Below are 19,179 nucleotides of genomic sequence, written 5' to 3'. Positions count from 1 at the left end.
CTTTTTCATCATTTATGAGTCATGAATGTTATCCTACCATAGGATCGTATGAATTAATAGTCTTTCGAAGGAGATGATTGATCCCCTTTGATAATGGAAACGCCTGCACTCGCGCCAATACGGGTAGCACCTGCAGCTGTCATTGCCTCAACGTCTTCTTTTGTTCTCACGCCGCCTGATGCTTTCACACCGATGTCAGGTCCTACTGTTTTACGCATTAATGCGATGTCCTCAGCTGTTGCACCGCCTGTACTAAATCCAGTCGATGTTTTCACAAAATCAGCGCCCGCTTTCACTGAAAGCTCACAAGCTTTGACTTTTTCTTCATCAGTAAGTAAACATGTTTCAATGATGACTTTTACTAATGCTTTGCCTTTTGCTGCGTCTACAACTGCACGAATATCTTGTTCAACCACATCATATTCGCCGTCTTTCAATGCGGCAACATTGATGACCATGTCCACTTCTGTTGCACCGTTTTCAATCGCATCCTTTGTTTCGAATGCTTTCACCGCTGTTGTGTTTGCGCCTAACGGGAAACCGATGACTGTACATACATCAACACCTGTTCCTGCTAGTTCTTTCGACGCAAGAGATACCCAAGTTGGGTTCACGCAAACAGATGCAAATTGATGAGTCTTTGCTTCTTCAAGTAACTGCATAATTGCAGCTCTAGATGTATCTGGTTTTAGTGCTGTATGATCAATGAGCTTTGCTATCGTCATGCTTCACACTTCCTTTTAATTATGATACTTTCATCATATATGACGGATGAACAATTGTAAACATGGTTATGAAATTTTGTTCATCTATTTTGTGACATTTAAAAGAGCCCTCGCTGTGTGCTGATCGATGATCAATACATTCGCATATTTTCCTCTTAGTGCACCGTGTATAGAAGCCACCTTTCGATGACCGCCAGCGACAAGAATGGATCGTTCTTTTGTCCTTAAATCATCTAGCTCCACACCAATTGTGCGATTGTTAATGGCTTCACTGCAAATGCGTCCATCTTGATCATAAAAACGCGAGCAAATGTCTCCGACACTGGATGCCTTGAGGAGAGCTTTTTCTTCTTCACGGAAATAACCTAGTCTAAACAAAAGTGCCTCAGCTCTTACCGTTCCAACAGTAAACACAGCGATATTCGCCTGCTTGCCCATTTCAATAATTCGCTGAATGTGTCTGTCCTGCTCCACCATTTCCTTGACAGCAGCACTATCAAAGACAACAGGAAGCGGCAAATAGCGCGGTGCTGTTTGAAAGGCCTCAGCAAACAGCTGAATGGTTTCCGCAGAATATGTATTCACATGAGAATGGCTGATTCCACCCTTGAGCTGGACAACCTCTACACCTTTTACCTGTTTAGGTTGCATCTTTTGTGCAATTTGATACATAGTCGTTCCCCAGCTCACGCCAACGATATCACCGTCTTTCACCGTTTCTTGCAAGTAATCTGCACCAAATCGGCTCAAATAATCGGTGATGGTTGGATAGTCGTCCTTTGGCGAAAACACCACATGTGCTTCGAGAAGGTCATATTTTTCCTTGAGCAATGAAGAAAGCTCGTTTAAATCCTCAAACGGATCCATCACTGTAATCTGGACGTATCCCTTCTCTTTCGCATATTGAAGCAGCCGAGATACGGTCGGTCTCGACAAGTTGAGCTGCTTGGCAATTTCCTGCTGGCTGTAATCAGACAAATAGTAAAGCCTTGCCGCTTCAATACTCAGCTGTTGTTTCTCTCGATCCATTCATACGCCCCCTTTTTTCTTCTATCATAACAAATTGTTCACCTCTACATGCACAATTGTTCATTTGAAGAAAACGGTATAAGTTGCATGAAAGGTCTCATTCATTTCTAACGTTTGAATGCCAAACTTCTCTTTATACTCCCCATTCGTCCCTTCCATATCGGCGATGCCATACCACGGCTCAATACAAACAAAAGGAGCCATCGTTCCTTTTTCTTGATCATAAGGCGACCAAATGCCCACGAACGGAAAACCAGTGAGATCGACCTCAACTCCGTGACCTGCCCTAGAAGTCAAAGACACTCGATTGATATGGCTAAAGATCATCGCATCATGCTGAAAAAGCTCTGGCCGAAGCTGGATCGGCTCAATCTCAATGCCTTTTCCTTTCTCTCTGACAAGTGAATTCCGCAGTTCATATTGCACAGGGAGATGTTCAGTCGAAGGTGTCAATGTGAGTGAATAATCTGCTGCTTGCTCACCTTCAACAAGAGGAACACGAAATGCTGGGTGCCCTCCAATGGAGAAATACATCGTATCTTCTCCATCATGATCAATTTCCCAGGAAATCTTCAGTCCATTTTCCAATAGTTCATAACGAATACGTGCTGTAAATTCATACGGGTATTGCTTCACGTGCCGGCCTCTTGATTCATATTGAAAGGTCACCGTATGCTCCGTTTCTTCATATAAATCAAAATTGACATCACGCAAAAATCCATGCTGCGTGAGCTCGAAGGTTTGATCGCCAATCTTGTATTGATCATTCATTAATCGCCCAACAATCGGAAACAAGACAGGCGACACCCTGCCCCAATAAGCTGGATCACCAGACCACATATAGTGACGCCCGCTTTTCTTGTCAAGCACCTCCCTGACTTCCGCTCCCTTTTCATGAATCTGAACCAATAACTGATCATTTTCGATCGTTCTCATTCAACACATCCCCTTTCCTTCTTCTTTTATTATGACAGGGATTTTGGTTTTGAGTATCAAATTCGGCATCTCTTCACCCACCAATTCTTTTTTCGTATGAAAAAAATTTAAAAAAAGACAGAAATTCGCCAACAAAATGTAATGCTGATTCGTCTAATCTTATATAAAATAAAAGAATCGTTGCTCTTTTGAATGAACAACAAAAAGAAGCGTTTGACATTGATGGGGGATTCATTTTCATGAACAGCAAGGAAAATCGTTTTCGTTATATTTTAGGATTAGATGGACTAAGAGCCGTTGCTGTATTGGCAGTCATTGCTTATCACTTACATATCGGACCCGCAAGCGGCGGGTTTCTTGGCGTTGATTTATTTTTTGTCATTTCTGGTTACTTGATTACAACGATCTTGTTACATAAGCAGGATTTAGGCTATCAAGAGCTTTTGCCATTTTGGATGGGACGGATCAGGAGGCTTCTTCCAGCTGCTTACATCATGATTTTTATAACCGTCAGCTGGTGCGCGATTGCTGGTTCAAACGCATTATTGTCCATTCGTGGCGATGCCATATCGTCCTTTTTTTATGTCAGTAACTGGTGGTATATTTTTCACGAGCTTTCATATTTTGATAGCTTCAATGCCCTATCTCCACTGAAAAACTTGTGGTCTTTGGCAATTGAAGAGCAATTTTATATCATTTGGCCGGTACTGTTGATTGCAGGGCTGAAATGGGTAAAGAACAGGTCTCATCTGCCTATGATCACCTTTGGCCTAGCACTTGTCTCCGCCCTATGGATGGCGATTCTTTATTCACCAGATACCGATCCAAGCAGGGTTTATTATGGAACAGATACTCGTGCATTTGCGCTCCTGATTGGATGCAGTCTGGCATTTGTGTGGCCTATGCAAAGACTATCCAGCAAGAAATTGCTTCCTGTTGGCAGACGTATTTTACATATTGCCGGGTTCGGTTCGTTTGCGATTTTCCTACTTTGTGTTTATGCAGTGGACGATTTCGATGCCTTTCTCTATCAGGGCGGCATGCTTTTATTCTGTCTAAATGCGGCCATCTTAATTGCGTGCGTCTGTCACCCTGCAAGTCTTATCGGGAAATGGCTGTCCTTTCAGCCGCTCGTCTGGCTTGGTAAGCGGTCTTATGGTATTTATCTGTGGCATTATCCCATTATCGTACTGACCACACCGGTCATTGAAATTGGACAGCCTTCCCTCGCGCGTGTCACATTGCAGCTCATCACCATTTTACTAGTTGCTGAGGCTTCCTATCGCTTCATCGAACAGCCCATCCGCCAGCATGGCTTCAGACAATATTTTGCCTCTTGGTCTATTTGGAAAAAAGGAATCAAACAATGGTCTACATCTAATAAGGTGTTCCTTGGAATCACCGCAGCTCTTTTGATCTTATTTATCATTGGTATGTCTAACTCGTCCACTTCCTCCCCACATGTGAAGGAAGTGACGCAAATTAAGACAGCACCGAAAAAAACAGCCGAACCTTCGGAATCAAAAGCGAAGAAAAAGAAAGAAAAGCACGAGAAAAAAGCAGCTGATCAAAAACAATTTCACCAAATTCTTGCCATTGGTGATTCTGTCATGTTAGACATTGCGCCGAATCTTGAAAAAGCATATAAACAGATCACCATCGATGGGAAGGTTGGCAGACAGATGAATGAAGCCATCAGCATCGCCCCTCAATACAAATCATTTAATCAATCTGATGCCGCTGTTATCATTGAACTTGGCACAAATGGTTATTTTACTGAGGATACGCTGAAAGCATTCATTCAAAACTTTTCAAAGGCACATATTTTCCTAGTGAATACGAGGGTACCGAGGTCATGGGAAAATGATGTGAATGCTGTAATTCAGCGAGTGGCCGATCACGATCAAAATGTCACCTTGGTTGATTGGCATTCAGCCGCTAGTGGACAGCCATCCTATTTCCAGCCTGATGGTGTTCACCTTTCAAAAAAAGGTTCTGACACATTGACACAGCTCATCACAGCGAGCATCAAGAAAAAAGGGGATGTGTCGACATCATCATAAAAAGACTAGCATCCAGCTTGTCAATGTGAAGAAATTTGTGCAGATGCTCTACTATGAAGCAAAACGTATTTTTATGGAGGATGAAGAAAAGACATGCTCTCCCATGATGGGGGGCATGTCTTTTTTTGTGATGGAGCACGGAGCTGCATTATGTTTTACTTTTAAAGGACCAAACTATTACAGGTATGAGAAATAAAGATAAAATTCCTCCGCTTAAAGATAATGTAGCATAACTCGTATTCGCAGCTACCATTCCTGAAAGAGCACCGCCAGCAGCACCTGCTAACGCAATAAAAACATCGAGTGTTCCTTGGGTTTTAGCCCGGGTTGATGGTTCTGTAGAATCAACTATTTGAGCAGTACCACTAATTAAACCAAAGTTCCATCCCAATCCAAGTAAAGACAGAGCAATGATTAATAGAATCATTGAATCATTTGGTGCGAATGCTGCTATTAAACCAGCAAGTAACAATGTTATGCCCGACGCTATGCTCATAGTTGTTCGTCCTAATTTATCTACAAGTACACCCGTGATAAGTGAAGGAAGATACATTGCACCTATATGAAAACCAATAACAATTCCCACTTCGGCTAATCCATAACCATGATGCTGCATATGTACCGGTGTCATGGTCATGAGTGCAACCATGACAATTTGAGTTAAGATCATCACCGTGGCACCTACTGTAATCCCTTTTTTATCTATTTTTTTATCAACAGCATCTGGTTGATTTCCAGGCTCATGTTTTGCTTTGTAAGCTGCTATTCTTTGAGCAATAACTAACGGATCAGGACGCAGCAGAATAAAAAGGACAAGACCTGCTACAATAAATGCTGCGGCTGATAAAATAAAGGGACCCGCAAGTGATGGAACACCAATTGATACGGCGAATTTACCCATCATTTCAACTAAATTCGGACCTGCTACAGCCCCAAATGTTGTCATGACCATTGTTATACTAATGGCCGTTGCACGCTGTTTAGAGTTAGCTAAGTCAGTCCCAGCATAACGAGCTTGTAAATTTGTGGCTGTTCCCGCACCGTAAATGAAGAGCGATGCAAATAATAAAATGACACTATTCATCATAGCTGCAATCACAACGCCAATTGCTCCGATCCCTCCAACAACAAAACCTGTCGATAAACCGATGCGTCGTCCATAACGTTGTGAAAGTTTTCCTACAACGAAAGCTGCCCAAGCCGACCCCAAAGTAAATAAAGCCATTGGCACTCCTGCATAGGCTTCCGTTCCAAGCATTTGTTGAGCTAGAAGGGCACCTACCGTAATCCCTGCGGCTAGTCCAGCCCCTCCAAATATTTGCGATAGACTAACAACGAACAATACTCGTTTATATAATTTTTTGGGTGAATCTATATAATTCTTAATTATATCTTGTTCTGTATTTAACACTTGTAAACACCCACTTGAAATTTATTTGCAAAACGTAACCTTTTTATCAAACCCGTCTACCCCCCGTATTCTTTTATGCGGTTAAAAGGCTGGCTTTTAGCGCTAACACACGCTTTTCCTTCGTTTTTTGATCCACCAACGCAAATTCTCCATTCTCATACGCTAATGAAAATAATTGTTCGATATGAAACACACCTGTCTGAAACCGCCTGCTCAATAAATGTAGTGCTGCAGCAGAGGCGACTTGAGCTGTGGCTTGAGACTCATCATGCCCTTTTATTCCAAGCGCTGCTTGATGAATTTTGTTCCTCTCCATTCCTGTCGCCTCCACTTTCACTGCATATTGATCTGTTCCCATTTGAGCCGATTGAATCATGGAAATGGCTCTTCCCTTGATTTTCGGAACAGTGAGAAGTGACGTCATTCCAAGACTCCTTGTGAAGGCAAATGCCCGCGTTGCCACGCGAGAATCAAAACAAAGCCTTGTCGTCACAGAAGGCACGCTGAGTGTCAAAGGCAATGTCTGCTGATCAGAGAAGGGGAACTGATAGGCTTTCCTCTTTCCAAGTTTCACCCCAAAATCTATACGCTTTCCTCCAGTAAAGCTTTTGACTCTTTTACGTTGATGATGCTCAGTAAGCACATAGTCAGTATGGACATTGTCAAGCGTCCATTCAATGGCGGCTTTTCCATGCTGATCACCCAATCCAAGCATAATCCCTATATCTATTTGATTGACCGATGAGAGCATAGATGATGCTTTTGCTGCCAATAAATTCGTAAGGCCAGGCGCAAGCCCAACACTGAGTAAAGCCGTTGCACCGATGTACTGCTGATCCAGCTTTGCCACCTGTTCCATGTACGCCCCTTTCGCAGAGATATCTATATAATCAATACCTGACCGCAGAACTGTTTCAGCAAATGACGGGTCTTCTTGATCAAGGCACATGATCACCAGCTTTGTTTGATCCACCCAGTCCGAAAATAACGGCTCACTGACATCAAGTTGATAGGGAAGTACCTTCCCTTTTGTCTGGCGTGAAAATTTCTCTGCCTTCTCATAGCTTCTGCCTGCTGCAACAATTTGACCGGGATACACTTCACTTAGCTGAAGACATATTTGCTGTCCAACATGTCCATAGCCGCCTATCACCATCACCTGTGTTCTCATTTCTCATCCGCCTCTCTACGATTCCGCTTGCAAACAAGCCCTTTGATTATTCCTGCCTGAAAATAAGGTCTGATGTCTTCAAATCCTGCTTTGATTAAATGCTCTTTTATTTCTTCCTCGGGAACAGGGTGTGTCGTGTGTCCCAGCCTGTTTTTAAAGGACGTAAACACCTCTTTTTCTAGGCCTTGCCGCTGCATGAAAAGGGAAAGCATGTGAAGCTCCTGTTGAAATGCATGGGTCTTCATCTCGCCTTGTATAAATGCCAACATAAACGGTGCTTCTGGTTGAAGCCTGCGGGCAACCTCGTTTAAAAAGAGCTGGCGATTTTCTATAAAATGAATGACAAGCAAGCTCACTGCTGCATCGTAAACAGGTTCAGCTGAAACCGTATCTAATGAGGCCTCATGCCATGTGACACGCGCCTCCATTTCTAGCTGTGCAACTCGTTGTTTCGCCATGTCCAGCATAGAAGGTGACGGATCGACCCCCGTGATGAGCCAGTTGTCTTTTCTTTGTAACATGTTGATGATCTCTTCGCCCCCACCTGCTCCGACAGTTAGAATACGAGAGCCCGCTTTCTTTATTTCAGTTTCTAATACATCTACTGTTAACTCATGCAAAAGGTGATAGCCGGGTACTTTATGCGAAATCGTCGCTGCATATGACTCAGCAACAGGATCGTGCCAATGCTGGTTTTCTTTCATGTCCTTCTCCTCCAGTTCCTTTCCGCTTTCCATCGTTTCCTGTACACTAACGATATGACATCTTTATTGTAAAAAGAGACACCAGAAAACACGATCCCTAAAAGTGGGGATTTTTGAGGAGGAGATCATGTGACCAATCCAGCCACTCATTTTCAGCAGCTGAGACAACACATTCGGGACGAACTTGCTGCCGTCCTTGATTTTGATGCCGCCTGTATCACGACCATTGATCCAGCCACTCTCCTCTCGACAGGTTCCTTCACAGATGAACCGATTGAAGAAATTCATGACCAGCTGTTTCAAAATGAGTTTTTAAAAAGGGACGTACATCAGCATGAGTTTCTAGCCAAAGGCCCAGTTCATGCTGCGAGCCTAGTCCAAAGCGGAGAATACCTTAGCAGTGAGCGCTACCAAAACATTTTGTTACCTAAAGGATGGTCTGATGAATTGCGGGCAGCTCTTGTGATTCAAGGGGAATGCTGGGGGATGGCCAGCCTCTATCGTCTAAAGGACAAGGAACCTTTTCAAGAAAATGATATCCAAGCGGTCATCGAACAAACGCCCAGACTCGCAGCCAAGCTAAGAGATGAACTTTTCAAGAAAAGAGATACTGAAGAAGACGCGGCGGCGGAGCAACAAGGCTTCCTTATTCTTTCGCACGACTACAAGCTTCTTTATGGAAATGAGACAGGTCTTCATTGGCTTCAGACGTTTCAAGCCTTTGAACAAATCCATGACAGGGCGATCATGCCACGCCCGTTTAGAGCATTAGGGGCAAAACTTTTATACGGCGGTATTGAGCAAACAACGGCAAGCATGACGAGATTGCCTACGGGGTTGTTTCTCTCTCTTCAAGCCTTTCGATTAGCGCAGGCTGACAGGCAGGAGGAGGCTGTCATGATTCGCATCAAGAGAGCTCAAACCCATGATATCCTTCCTTATGCGGCGAAAACGTACAGACTGACAGAAAGAGAGATGAACGTCCTCGACTGCTTATTAAAGGGCCAGTCGACAAAGGAAATTGCGAGCACGTTATTTATTTCACCCCATACCGTTCATGATCATGTGAAAGCGATGCTGCAAAAGACGAATTTAAGCAGCAGACGTATGCTTGTTTACTTTTTCTCCAATATATAAAAAAGCGGCTACCGCACTGGTAGACCGCTCTCTCTTTTTATTTTCCTAAAACCAGCTCATGCAGCACATGTGCTACTCCGGCTTCATTATTAGATTTTGTTACAACATCTGCAACAGCTTTGACATCATCAATGGCATTTCCCATAGCGACGCCGCAGCCCGCAAACTCTAGCATTGATACGTCGTTCCCGTTGTCACCAATGGCCATGACTTCTTCACGAGGAATACCCAGCTCCTTCGCTAGAAGCTTCACAGCATTTCCCTTACTCACATCAGGATGCAGGATTTCAAGGAAGAAATCTGTACTTTTCACCATCATATACTTTTCCTTCACTTCAGACGGGATGGCTTGTATCGTTTTTTCCAACCGTTCTGGCTGATCAATATACATCATCTTCGGAAGTCTCATCGATGAATCTGCCTCTTCAACAGGCATATATTTCAGCGGCAGCTTTGTTAAATAGGCTTCATGCACTGTGTATTCACTAATATCGCGATTCGGTGTGTACAAATTGGCTGAATCGAAATAATGCATCGGTGTATCCAGCTGACGGCTCAATTCATATAAAGAAGTTAAGTCATCATAGGATAATGTCAGCTCTGACACCACTTCATTTGTATGGCTGTTTTGAACAAGTGCTCCATTATAGGCGATCACATAATCTCCCTCTTGATCAAGCTGAAGATCTGCTAAATAGCGATTTACCCCGCCAATTGGCCGGCCTGTACATAAAACAATTTTAATTCCTTCTGCCTTTGCCTGTTGAATGGCTTCAAACACTTCATCCGGCACCATATGTTGATCATTTAATAACGTACCATCCATATCAATTGCGACTAATTTATACATTCACTGGTCCCCTTTTCTCAGCAAAAACGTGCTGTCACTATTTTGAGCCACCATTCCCATGATGACAGGTTATTTCATTACTATTTACCTATTTTAGCCTATCGTTTTTTCTTCACGCTGTCTACTTGTTCACATATGTAACAAATATCACATGAGTCTACTCTATTATAACGTATTCTATTCATCGTGCTGATCCCCCATTTACAACAAGTAAAATAGAACAATTGTTTACCACTATAGAATGTTTTGAAACTAGCAAATCTAATTGTATGATGGATAGCAAAGAAAGGAGGTGCAGGGAATGATTACGTTTACGAGAGGTAAATTGTCAAAAATGTCTGGAGTACATATTGAAACCATTCGTTTTTACGAAAATGAAGGAGTGCTCCCAGAGCCCAAAAGAGCGCATAACGGCTATCGTCTATATGATAAAAAATATGTACTCATGCTATCATTTATCACCGAAGCGAGAAAGCTAGATTTTTCCCTTAAAGAAATTCGTGAAATTATCAAATCACTTTTCGAAAAACAGTCAAAAACAGAAGCTGAACAGCTGCTCGAGCAAAAAGTCGAAGATATTCAACACTCTATTCAAGAGTTAAAAAAAAGGAAGGCAGCTATTCAATTGTTAACAAAGCAAACATTAGCAAACATCAGCTGATTGTAAGGGTTGCCAAAGGGGTGCCGGTCTTGGTCACTGGCACACCTTCGCTCAGGTATCTCATTACACGTCCAACGAAAACATCGGTTATACTAGAGACAGCTTAAACGAGTGGAAGGGGTTTTGGAAATGAACATCGCAACCATTGGAACAGGTATCATTGTGGAAGGCTTCCTGCAAGCGATTGACCAGCTCGAAGGTGCTTCTTGTCGCGCTGTCTATTCAAGAAAGGAAGAAACGGCAAAGAAGCTCGCAGACCAATTTGGGGTGCAGACAACTTATACGGATCTAACCGCTATGCTAGAAGATCCTCACGTAGAAGCCGTTTATATCGCGTCACCGAATCGTTTACATAGCGAGCATGCGACAGCTGCATTGAAACACGGAAAACATGTGATATGCGAAAAGCCTTTCACCTCAAATGTTAAAGAGCTGGAAGCCTTAATCGCTCTCGCAAAGGAAAAGCAGCTTCTCCTATTTGAAGCCATTACGACTGTTCATATGCCAAACTATCATTTAATCAAAAAGCATCTTCATCAATTAGGCAAAATCAAACTGGTTCAATGCAACTATAGTCAATATTCAAGCAAATATAATCAGCTGCTAGTCGGAGAAACGCCAAATGTCTTTAACCCTGCGTTCTCTGGAGGAGCGCTGATGGATATTAATATCTATAATGTCCATTTCATCATGAACCTCTTTGGATCACCAGAGCAGGTCCGATATCAGGCAAACCGCCATCCAAACGGTATTGACACATCTGGTGTTTTGACGTTCACTTACAATGATTTTATTGCGACAAGTGTGGGCAGTAAGGATACAAGCAGCATGAACTTTGCATTGATTCAAGGAGAAAAAGGCTTCATTCATGTGAAAAATGGGGCGAATGGATGTGAGGAAGTACTGCTGCATGTTGATGACAGAGTCGTCTCACTCAATGCACAAACGAATCCAAACCGTCTGTTTTATGAGGCTGAAGCTTTCCAGCATATTATTGAGACAGAAAATCACGAACAGTGCTATGCATGGCTTGATGAAAGTCTCTCCGTGATGAAAGTCCTTGACGCTGCAAGAAAAGATGCAGGTATTGTTTTCCCAGCAGATCAATTTTAATGAAAAAACCGCCTTCGACGAGAGGGCGGTTTTTGACGATTAAATACTCTTTGAAAATGCCACAAGACGCTGAGACATGTGATTCACTTCATCGACTGCAGCATTCACTTGCTCTGTTAAAGCAGCCTGAGTTTGCGTAAGAGCTGTCATATTCGAGATATTATCAAGAATTTCATCAATTTGTGTTTTCATATCCGTTAAACTAGATTCGATATTTTCCGTTGCATTGGCACTATGCAGCGCCAGCTTTCGTACTTCATCTGCAACGACAGAGAATCCGCGGCCCTGTTCACCAGCTCTAGCTGCTTCAATCGCAGCATTTAGACCCAGCAGGTTCGTTTGGTTCGCCACTTCTTTGATTAAGTCAGAAATATTTTTCGTCTCATCTGCACTATTTTTTGCTAAGTGGGCGGCAGACGTTGACTGCTCTTGAGCGACAGCCAGCTCCTGTGCTTGATTTGTCACAGAGCTGATGCCCGAAACCATCTCGCTAATAGAACTTGAAAGCTGTTCTACTTGTGACGCCATTTCATTCGCTGTTTCCTCTTTGTTTCTTTCTAACGTGATGTCACGAATGGTTCCTGCGACACGAAGAGCAACACCTTTTTCATCACGAATGGTTTCACCACCAGCATGATACCAGCGGTACTCACCATTTTTATTTTGTAATCTGAAGTTATCATCAAGTGGTGTACGTCCAGAGTGATCATTTACATGACCTAAAAAGGTTTTAACAGCATTTTCTTGATCCTCAGGATGCAGACGGTCGATCCAGCTGCTCAGAACATTCGGGAAATCTTTTTCATCCGTAAAACCAAGCGTATTTCTGAACTGTGGAGACCACCAGATTTCGGTATTGGGATGGTCTGGATCGCCGTCTTCTAAGACCATGTCCCAAGGAGCTTCAACAAGCGCTCTACTAATCAAGTCAAATCTTGTCACCAAGGCTTGCAGCTCTTCTTCTTTCAATTTCTGATCATGAATATCAAAAAGAGCTCCCGCCACACGAAGAGGGACACCATTTCGATCACGAACAGTCGTTCCAGTTGCTTTGACCCAGCGATAATCTCCGTTTTTCAACTTTATGCGATATTCGATATCATATGGCGTACGCCCAGAATGATCCAATAAATGCGAAGAGAATGCATTTAGAGTATATTCTTGTTCATCCGGATGAATTCGAGATGCCCAGCTATCTAAAACATTCGGAAAATCGTGCTCATTTTGAAAGCCGAGCATTTTGCGGAAATCATCCGTCCATGTGAATTCGTTTTTTGGATTAACTGGATCTCCAGCGATAACGACCATATCCCATAAGCCAACTTGAATGGCTTTTGTCACTAAATCCATCCGCATTTGAATATTTTCATTTGCTTCTTGCATCTTTTGCAAAGCTTCATTAATTTGCGCTACCGCTTCTATCGTTTGGCTTGAAGAGAATGCAGCAGTGTCTAGTCTTGCTGAAAGGTCTCCTTTTTCGATTCTTTCTATTAATTGGCTGCTTTCACTCAGAAGGATTCCAGCCGATGAATCATTTCCTTTTCTCTTAAACATCTTTCATAACTCCTTTCAACTCTAACGTTTTTGAAATATTTTACAGTTATAAACAATTCTTTATTAGGACTTTAGTAATACAAATGATATATCGACAAAAACTGAAAATTGTTTATGTCATAAATAAGGCAAATCTTCATTTATTTGAAGTTTCATTTTTAGAATATGGATGAAATAAGGCAATTATGGATATAAATATATGTTTTGATAGAATCAACCGCTGTTTTTGTCTGAAAAATCTCTTTTTTTATATTGACACTGACGTCTTGAAAAAAGAAAATGGAACATAAGCATTTTTAAAAAAGGAGAACGTCATGAGCGTGAATCAGGAGCAACAAGAATTAAAAAAGCTTTTATCACCGCGTCACATTCGCATGATTGCGATGGGCGGGGTCATTGGTACAGGAATCTTTAAAGGTAGTGCCGATACAATTGGTTTAGCAGGTCCTGGGGTGATCTTTTCCTATGTATTTGCCGGATTGCTGCTCCTCATTGTGATGGCAGCATTAGCCGAAATGGCCATTGTGTACCCGGGAAATAATCTACGCGACCTTATACAAATTGCGCTTGGTCAACGTTTTTCATTTGTCGTCGGCTGGGTTTACTGTTTTATGTGGCTCACTGTATGTGTCATTGAGATTATTGCAGCTGGCAGTCTGCTTCAATACTGGCTGCCGAACGTACCGCTATGGTCACTATGTTTACTTTGCTCACTCTTAGTCATCGGAATTAACTTAAATAATGTAAAATACTTTGGTGAAATTGAATTTTGGTTCGCTGGAATGAAGATTTTCGTTATTATTGTCTTTATTATTCTCGGTGCAGCATTATTATTTGGGATCATTCCAAACGAACAAAGCACACCAGCGCTTACCAACTATCAAAACTTCGTCCCGAACGGATGGGGAGCGATCTTTGCATCACTTTTAGTGGTTATTTTCTCTTATGGAGGCTCTGAATTGATCGGGCTGACCATTACTGAAACAAAGGATGCGGAGAAGGTCTTGCCTGGAGTAGTCAAAAGTATGATGTGGCGGATTATCTTATTTTACACATTGCCGATTTTGATCATCTGCGGACTCATTCCTTGGAATCAAATTGACCCAAATAACAGTCCTTTTGTCCAAGTCTTCTCTGCTGCTGGTATGCAAGGCGCCTCTCACTTCATTAATTTCGTCTTGATTACAGCCGTTCTATCTGCGGCCAATTCTGGAATTTATGGAACGACGAGAATGATTCATTCTCTTTCTAAATCAGATGGCGGTCCGAAAAAGCTGGCACAGGTCAACAAAAGAGGCGTACCCATTTTGAGTTTATGGGTCACCGTTCTATTTCTTCTCATTGGAACATTCTTTGCTTACTTATATCCGGACCAAATTTTCAGCTATATGCTGGCTATTCCTGGTTTTGCGGTTTCACTCATTTGGATCAGCATTTGTATGGCACATCTAAAGCTGCGGCCAAAATATCCACAGGAGCCGTATTTCAAAGTGTGGCTGTTTCCGTATTTGACTTTATTTGCAGGTCTTGTACTCAGCTTGAGCTTTGTTTTGTTCCTATTCAGACAAGAAAACCTGCCTAGCTCCATTATCAGCATCGGCTTCTTAGTCGCTGCCATCATCGCTTCATTCTTAATGAAAAAGAAGGCTTAAACGCCAAAACCCGCCGAAATGGCGGGTTTTTTCATGAGCTGCTATCTTCAGTTACCTCAAAATCAACCGATGCTTTTGGGATGCCATTGATAATAATCGTTAAAGTATGGGTTCCCTCATAGTGCTTTCTCGTCGTCATATTTTGAAAGGACTGTGACCTGACGAATTCTCTATGTAACGCTGAACTTGTTTCAAACTCTGTGATTTTAAATACCTTTTGATTGCGGGTACCCCGAGCTTTGACATAGTCTATGGCATACTCTACACGCAGCTTTAGTGGCTTAGCAGCCTGAAGTGTAAATTGAAAGGTCATTTTCTCTCCAATATGAATGGGATTTTGCTCTACCTTCAAATCCGTTACTTGAACAGATGGATCGTCCCCATAACCAAACAAAGCCATGATATCTGGATCGCCTTTTTTTAGTAAGGTACGGGATGCATGTTTGATGATCCAGTTCGTATGTTCATTCGTACCATACCAGCTTTTAGCCGTCTTCTTCATCAGATCAGGCTGAATCGCAGAAATGTCATTTAAGTGGTTTGCTACACTTTTTTGCACATACCGCGCTGGGTCCGACTTCAAGTTTTCTAATATAGGCAACGTAACCGAAGGATTCTTTTTAAGTGCAGGAACAGTTAATCCCCATGGCAAACGTGGTCTGCATCCTTCACTAGCAAGCCGCCGGATATGCTCATTTTGATTCTGTGACCACACGAGCATTTGCGCGAGCATTTTGTCTTGATCCTGAATCAGAAAAGGCCGAACGGCAAATTCAGAAGTGGAAAAAGGTGTAAAGAATTCGAGCACCTTGATAGAGATATCCCAATGTGCTAGACCGTACGTCTCGACGTAGTCTGGAAATACAAGCGCACTAAGTCCTGAAAAATGCGGGGCTGTCTGACGCAGCACCTCAATTGCCTGCTCATAATCCTTAGGTAGACAGGCATGCATTGATTCAGTGACTCTTCTCATTCTGCCTTTTAACTCCAGCTGCTGCCAATCCTTTTGAAACACAAGCCGTTGGAATTCCTCAGCATCAAATCCAGTCGACGCTTGTGCAAGTTTCTCGGCTAATTCTGCAATAAATAATTCATGATAAACGTGTTTTAATGGTTCGATCTTGTCCGCCTCCCACTTCTCAATATCTTCATTTTACCCCAATCTGAAAAAGGTGGTATGGCTAAAAGCAAAAACAGCCCAATTCCGAAGAATCAGGCTGTTGCGTTTCGCTATATAAACATATTAATGATCATAATAAATGCAATAGCACTAACAGAAATAATTGTCTCCATAGCCGTCCATGTCAAAAACGTTTCTTTAATGGTCATACCAAAATACTCTTTAATCAGCCAAAAACCAGAATCATTGACGTGAGACAAAATCAACGAACCCGCCCCTGTAGCTAACACTAGAAGCTCTCTGCTCACATCCGGCATAGATGCAGCAATCGGTGCGACAATACCAGCTGCGGTCATCATGGAGACCGTAGCAGATCCTGTTGCCACACGAATAACCGCAGCAATCAGCCAGCTAAGCAAAATTGGCGAGATCGGCGAGTGTTTGGCTAAATCTGCAATATAATCACCGACACCTGAATCGATAAGCACATTATTGAAAGCCCCGCCTGCTCCAATGACAAGCAGAATGGAAGCGATCGGACCTAAGCACTCATTACTAAAGGAAAGCACCCGGTCACGGCTCATCCCTTGCACAAAGCCAAGACTGAAGAAAGAATACACGGTTGCAATCAGCAGTGCTGTAATTGGATCTCCAATGTACTTGAATATCTGAAACCATAAACTGTCCTCTGGTAAAATAATATCTGCCAGTGTGGCAAGAAGCATTAGAATCACTGGCACCAAAATCGTAAACATCGTATTTGCAAAGCCGGGAAGTTTTCGATCTTCATTGCGTTCAGTAAATTGCTTTCTCAGCAGCTCCGGAACTGGTTTATGAATCCGTTTTCCAATCCACTTTCCATACAGCGGCCCAGCAATAATAGCTGTCGGTAAACCGACAATAATGGAAAAGAAAATGGTTTTCCCCACGTTGGCATGATAGATGCCGACAGCCGCCATGGCAGCTGGATGAGGCGGCACAAGACCATGAACGACAGACAAGCCAGCAATGAGCGAAATCCCAATTGTCACGAGCGAGATGCCCGTTTCAATCGCAATCGTAAACAATAAAGGAATGAGAAGAACGAATCCGACCTGGAAAAAGACAGGTATCCCCACAATAAAGGCAACAAACATCATTGCCCAATGCACATTTTTTGTCCCAAACCGGCCGATTAATGTGTGAGCGATCCGCTCAGCTCCACCTGATTCAGCCATCATTTTCCCAAGCATGGTGCCAAGCGCTAGAACTATGGCCAATAATGATAACGTATTGCCTAACCCCGTTTTAATGGATTGAATGATTTCCTGCAGGTCCATCCCTGTGGCAAAGCCGACTAACATAGAAGTAATAATTAAACTCACAAACGGATTCAACTTAGCAACTGTTATGAGGATGAGTAAAAGGACAATTGCTGCAATCACGATGAATAAAAGCATGCTCTCCCACCTTTTCCCTGATGTTTAATGATTTTGTTTTAATTGCAGCGCACTGATGACATCAAATTCATCCTTCAGTTTGTCATAGAGGCGCTCATATAAGTAAAACAATTCTATGTATGTTTCATTGTTCTCCATATTTGGTTCATGACGGGCAGAGATTCGAATCCAATCTTGAACCTCTTCTATCTCTTTCATATAACCTAAACTATGAAGTGCGAGGACAGCCGCCCCAAGTGCTGATGCCTCGTAGCTTTCTGGAACAAGTACTTCCCTGCCCATCGTATCCGCTAAAATTTGCCGCCACAGCGGAGATCGCGCAAAACCGCCCGATGCCCTGACATCCTTTGCTGAACCGGTTAAATCCCTTAAGGCAACACCGATTGAGAAAACACTCATAATGACGCCTTCTAACACAGCTCTTATAAAATGCTCCCGCTTATGCTGAAGACCGATCCCAAAGAAAGTACCTCTCGCATTTGGATTCCAATAAGGTGCACGCTCACCCGTTAAAAATGGCAGAAACAGCAGCCCCTCTGAGCCGGCTGGAACTTTTTTCGCAATATCAATCATCAGATCGTAAGGATCCACTCCAAGGCGCTTTGCTACCTCCACCTCCGAGGATCCAAATTCATCCTTCAGCCATCTCAGCATGATTCCGCCATTATTCGTCGGTCCTCCAACCACCCAATGCTTATCAGTCAGCGCATAGCAGAACGTTCTTGATTGTTCATCTGTGATTGGTTTGTCCACGACCGTACGGACTGCACCGCTTGTCCCAATCGTGACAGCCACCTCACCTTTTCCAATCGCTCCCACACCTAAATTCGCTAGAACCCCATCATTCGCACCAACCACAAAGGGTGTATCTTCCGCAATACCCATTCGCAGGGCGATCTCTGGCTGAAGACCTCTCAGCTGATGCGTCGTCGGAACAAGTTCAGACAATTGATTGGCTTTAATTCCAGTAATACGAAGCGCCTCTTCATCCCATTGAAGCGTTTCCAATCGGAACAGCCCTGTTGCTGAAGCAATTGAATAATCGACCACATACTGGCCAAAGAAATGATAAAGAATATATTCTTTGATGGAAATAAATTTCGCTGCCTTCTTGAAGACATCAGGTGCCATTTCCTTGAACCACCTTATTTTTGAAAGCGGTGACATTGGATGGATCGGTGTACCGGTTCTTTTATACACTTGGAAGCCATCCATGTCCGAAATGATTCGCTTCGCTTGTTCTGCACTTCTGTTATCTGCCCAAATGATACTGTTCGTTAACGCCTTGCCATCCTTATCCATCACAATCAAGGAATGCATCGCTGTACTAATTCCGATGCCTATGAGACGTTTTGCATCAAATGCTGCTTTCGTCAACACACCTCTTACACTTGCAATGACAGCTTCTAATATATGTTCAGGGTCCTGTTCAACCCATGCTGGTTGGGGCTGAATGAGATCATAAGGAACCGAATGCTTTGCTATCACTTTCCCCTGTGGTCCAAACAGAACCGCCTTTGTACTTGTTGTTCCAATATCCAAACCAATTACCGCCTGGTTTCCCTTCATCTGTATCACGCCCAATCATTGATTTGAAATCATATTTATTGTTTT

At 42.9% G+C, this 19,179-nt stretch carries 16 protein-coding genes; 5 read left to right on the top strand and 11 right to left on the bottom strand.

Features of this window, described 5'->3' with window-relative positions:
* Window positions 1–53: 53 nt before the first annotated feature.
* The 3 genes from deoC to C9414_RS00470 all read right to left on the bottom strand — a co-directional run bounded on the left by deoC (window position 54) and on the right by C9414_RS00470 (window position 2,690).
* Window positions 54–725, bottom strand: coding sequence for a deoxyribose-phosphate aldolase (gene deoC, locus C9414_RS00480; protein ID WP_039182640.1), 672 nt, complete (start codon window positions 723–725; stop codon window positions 54–56).
* Between the two features lie 84 nt (window positions 726–809).
* Entirely contained in the window at window positions 810–1,754 is a 945-nt protein-coding gene (locus tag C9414_RS00475; RefSeq protein WP_107162834.1) for a DNA-binding transcriptional repressor DeoR, read from the bottom strand.
* Between the two features lie 60 nt (window positions 1,755–1,814).
* Window positions 1,815–2,690, bottom strand: a complete 876-nt coding sequence (locus C9414_RS00470) for an aldose 1-epimerase family protein (protein ID WP_107162833.1) — start codon at window positions 2,688–2,690, stop codon at window positions 1,815–1,817.
* Window positions 2,691–2,929: 239 nt separating this feature from the next.
* Here C9414_RS00470 and C9414_RS00465 point away from each other — a divergent pair, with 239 nt between their 5' ends.
* A complete protein-coding gene (locus tag C9414_RS00465) occupies window positions 2,930–4,753 on the top strand; it encodes an acyltransferase family protein (RefSeq protein ID WP_107163153.1) in 1,824 nt (607 codons plus the stop codon).
* 148 nt (window positions 4,754–4,901) lie between these two features.
* Here C9414_RS00465 and C9414_RS00460 read toward each other — a convergent pair whose 3' ends face one another.
* From C9414_RS00460 to C9414_RS00450, 3 genes are all read right to left on the bottom strand, one after another.
* Complete coding sequence (locus C9414_RS00460) at window positions 4,902–6,164, bottom strand: MFS transporter (protein WP_107162832.1); 1,263 nt, start codon at window positions 6,162–6,164, stop codon at window positions 4,902–4,904.
* Between the two features lie 73 nt (window positions 6,165–6,237).
* Window positions 6,238–7,335 (bottom strand): saccharopine dehydrogenase family protein, encoded by a 1,098-nt coding sequence (locus tag C9414_RS00455; RefSeq protein WP_047203562.1) that lies wholly within the window; start codon window positions 7,333–7,335, stop codon window positions 6,238–6,240.
* The gene (locus tag C9414_RS00450) at window positions 7,332–8,039 is read right to left on the bottom strand and encodes a class I SAM-dependent methyltransferase (protein WP_107162831.1); all 708 of its coding nucleotides are present in this window, start codon (window positions 8,037–8,039) and stop codon (window positions 7,332–7,334) included. The genes C9414_RS00455 and C9414_RS00450 overlap by 4 nt, the downstream gene beginning before the upstream one ends.
* A 129-nt stretch (window positions 8,040–8,168) precedes the next feature.
* Between C9414_RS00450 and C9414_RS00445 the strand changes: the two genes are divergently transcribed.
* Entirely contained in the window at window positions 8,169–9,176 is a 1,008-nt protein-coding gene (locus tag C9414_RS00445) for a helix-turn-helix transcriptional regulator (protein WP_107162830.1), read from the top strand.
* Window positions 9,177–9,213: 37 nt separating this feature from the next.
* On the opposite strand, the gene yidA is transcribed toward C9414_RS00445, so the two are convergent.
* Window positions 9,214–10,026, bottom strand: coding sequence for a sugar-phosphatase (yidA, locus tag C9414_RS00440; protein ID WP_107162829.1), 813 nt, complete (start codon window positions 10,024–10,026; stop codon window positions 9,214–9,216).
* A 301-nt stretch (window positions 10,027–10,327) separates the two neighbouring features.
* On the opposite strand from yidA, the gene C9414_RS00435 reads away from it, so the two are divergent.
* Window positions 10,328–10,687 (top strand): MerR family transcriptional regulator, encoded by a 360-nt coding sequence (locus tag C9414_RS00435; protein ID WP_039182663.1) that lies wholly within the window; start codon window positions 10,328–10,330, stop codon window positions 10,685–10,687.
* Window positions 10,688–10,816: 129 nt separating this feature from the next.
* Window positions 10,817–11,800 carry a Gfo/Idh/MocA family protein gene (locus C9414_RS00430; RefSeq protein WP_047203567.1) on the top strand — a complete coding sequence of 328 codons (984 nt, stop codon included), beginning with the start codon at window positions 10,817–10,819 and terminating at the stop codon, window positions 11,798–11,800.
* 39 nt (window positions 11,801–11,839) lie between these two features.
* Here C9414_RS00430 and C9414_RS00425 read toward each other — a convergent pair whose 3' ends face one another.
* Window positions 11,840–13,354 (bottom strand): methyl-accepting chemotaxis protein, encoded by a 1,515-nt coding sequence (locus C9414_RS00425; protein ID WP_107162828.1) that lies wholly within the window; start codon window positions 13,352–13,354, stop codon window positions 11,840–11,842.
* Window positions 13,355–13,668: 314 nt separating this feature from the next.
* Between C9414_RS00425 and C9414_RS00420 the strand changes: the two genes are divergently transcribed.
* The gene (locus tag C9414_RS00420) at window positions 13,669–15,006 is read left to right on the top strand and encodes an amino acid permease (RefSeq protein WP_107162827.1); all 1,338 of its coding nucleotides are present in this window, start codon (window positions 13,669–13,671) and stop codon (window positions 15,004–15,006) included.
* 31 nt (window positions 15,007–15,037) lie between these two features.
* On the opposite strand, the gene C9414_RS00415 is transcribed toward C9414_RS00420, so the two are convergent.
* The 3 genes from C9414_RS00415 to gntK all read right to left on the bottom strand — a co-directional run bounded on the left by C9414_RS00415 (window position 15,038) and on the right by gntK (window position 19,134).
* Entirely contained in the window at window positions 15,038–16,126 is a 1,089-nt protein-coding gene (locus C9414_RS00415; RefSeq protein ID WP_181286103.1) for a DNA alkylation repair protein, read from the bottom strand.
* Window positions 16,127–16,236: 110 nt separating this feature from the next.
* Complete coding sequence (locus C9414_RS00410) at window positions 16,237–17,565, bottom strand: GntP family permease (RefSeq protein WP_039182672.1); 1,329 nt, start codon at window positions 17,563–17,565, stop codon at window positions 16,237–16,239.
* Between the two features lie 24 nt (window positions 17,566–17,589).
* Window positions 17,590–19,134 carry a gluconokinase gene (gntK, locus tag C9414_RS00405; protein WP_047203716.1) on the bottom strand — a complete coding sequence of 515 codons (1,545 nt, stop codon included), beginning with the start codon at window positions 19,132–19,134 and terminating at the stop codon, window positions 17,590–17,592.
* Window positions 19,135–19,179: the final 45 nt, after the last annotated feature.

Origin of the sequence: Bacillus sp. Nf3 (assembly GCF_003028545.1) — a bacterium.
Classification (GTDB): domain Bacteria; phylum Bacillota; class Bacilli; order Bacillales; family Bacillaceae; genus Bacillus; species Bacillus safensis.
This window is presented reverse-complemented; position numbering and strand designations above follow the sequence as displayed.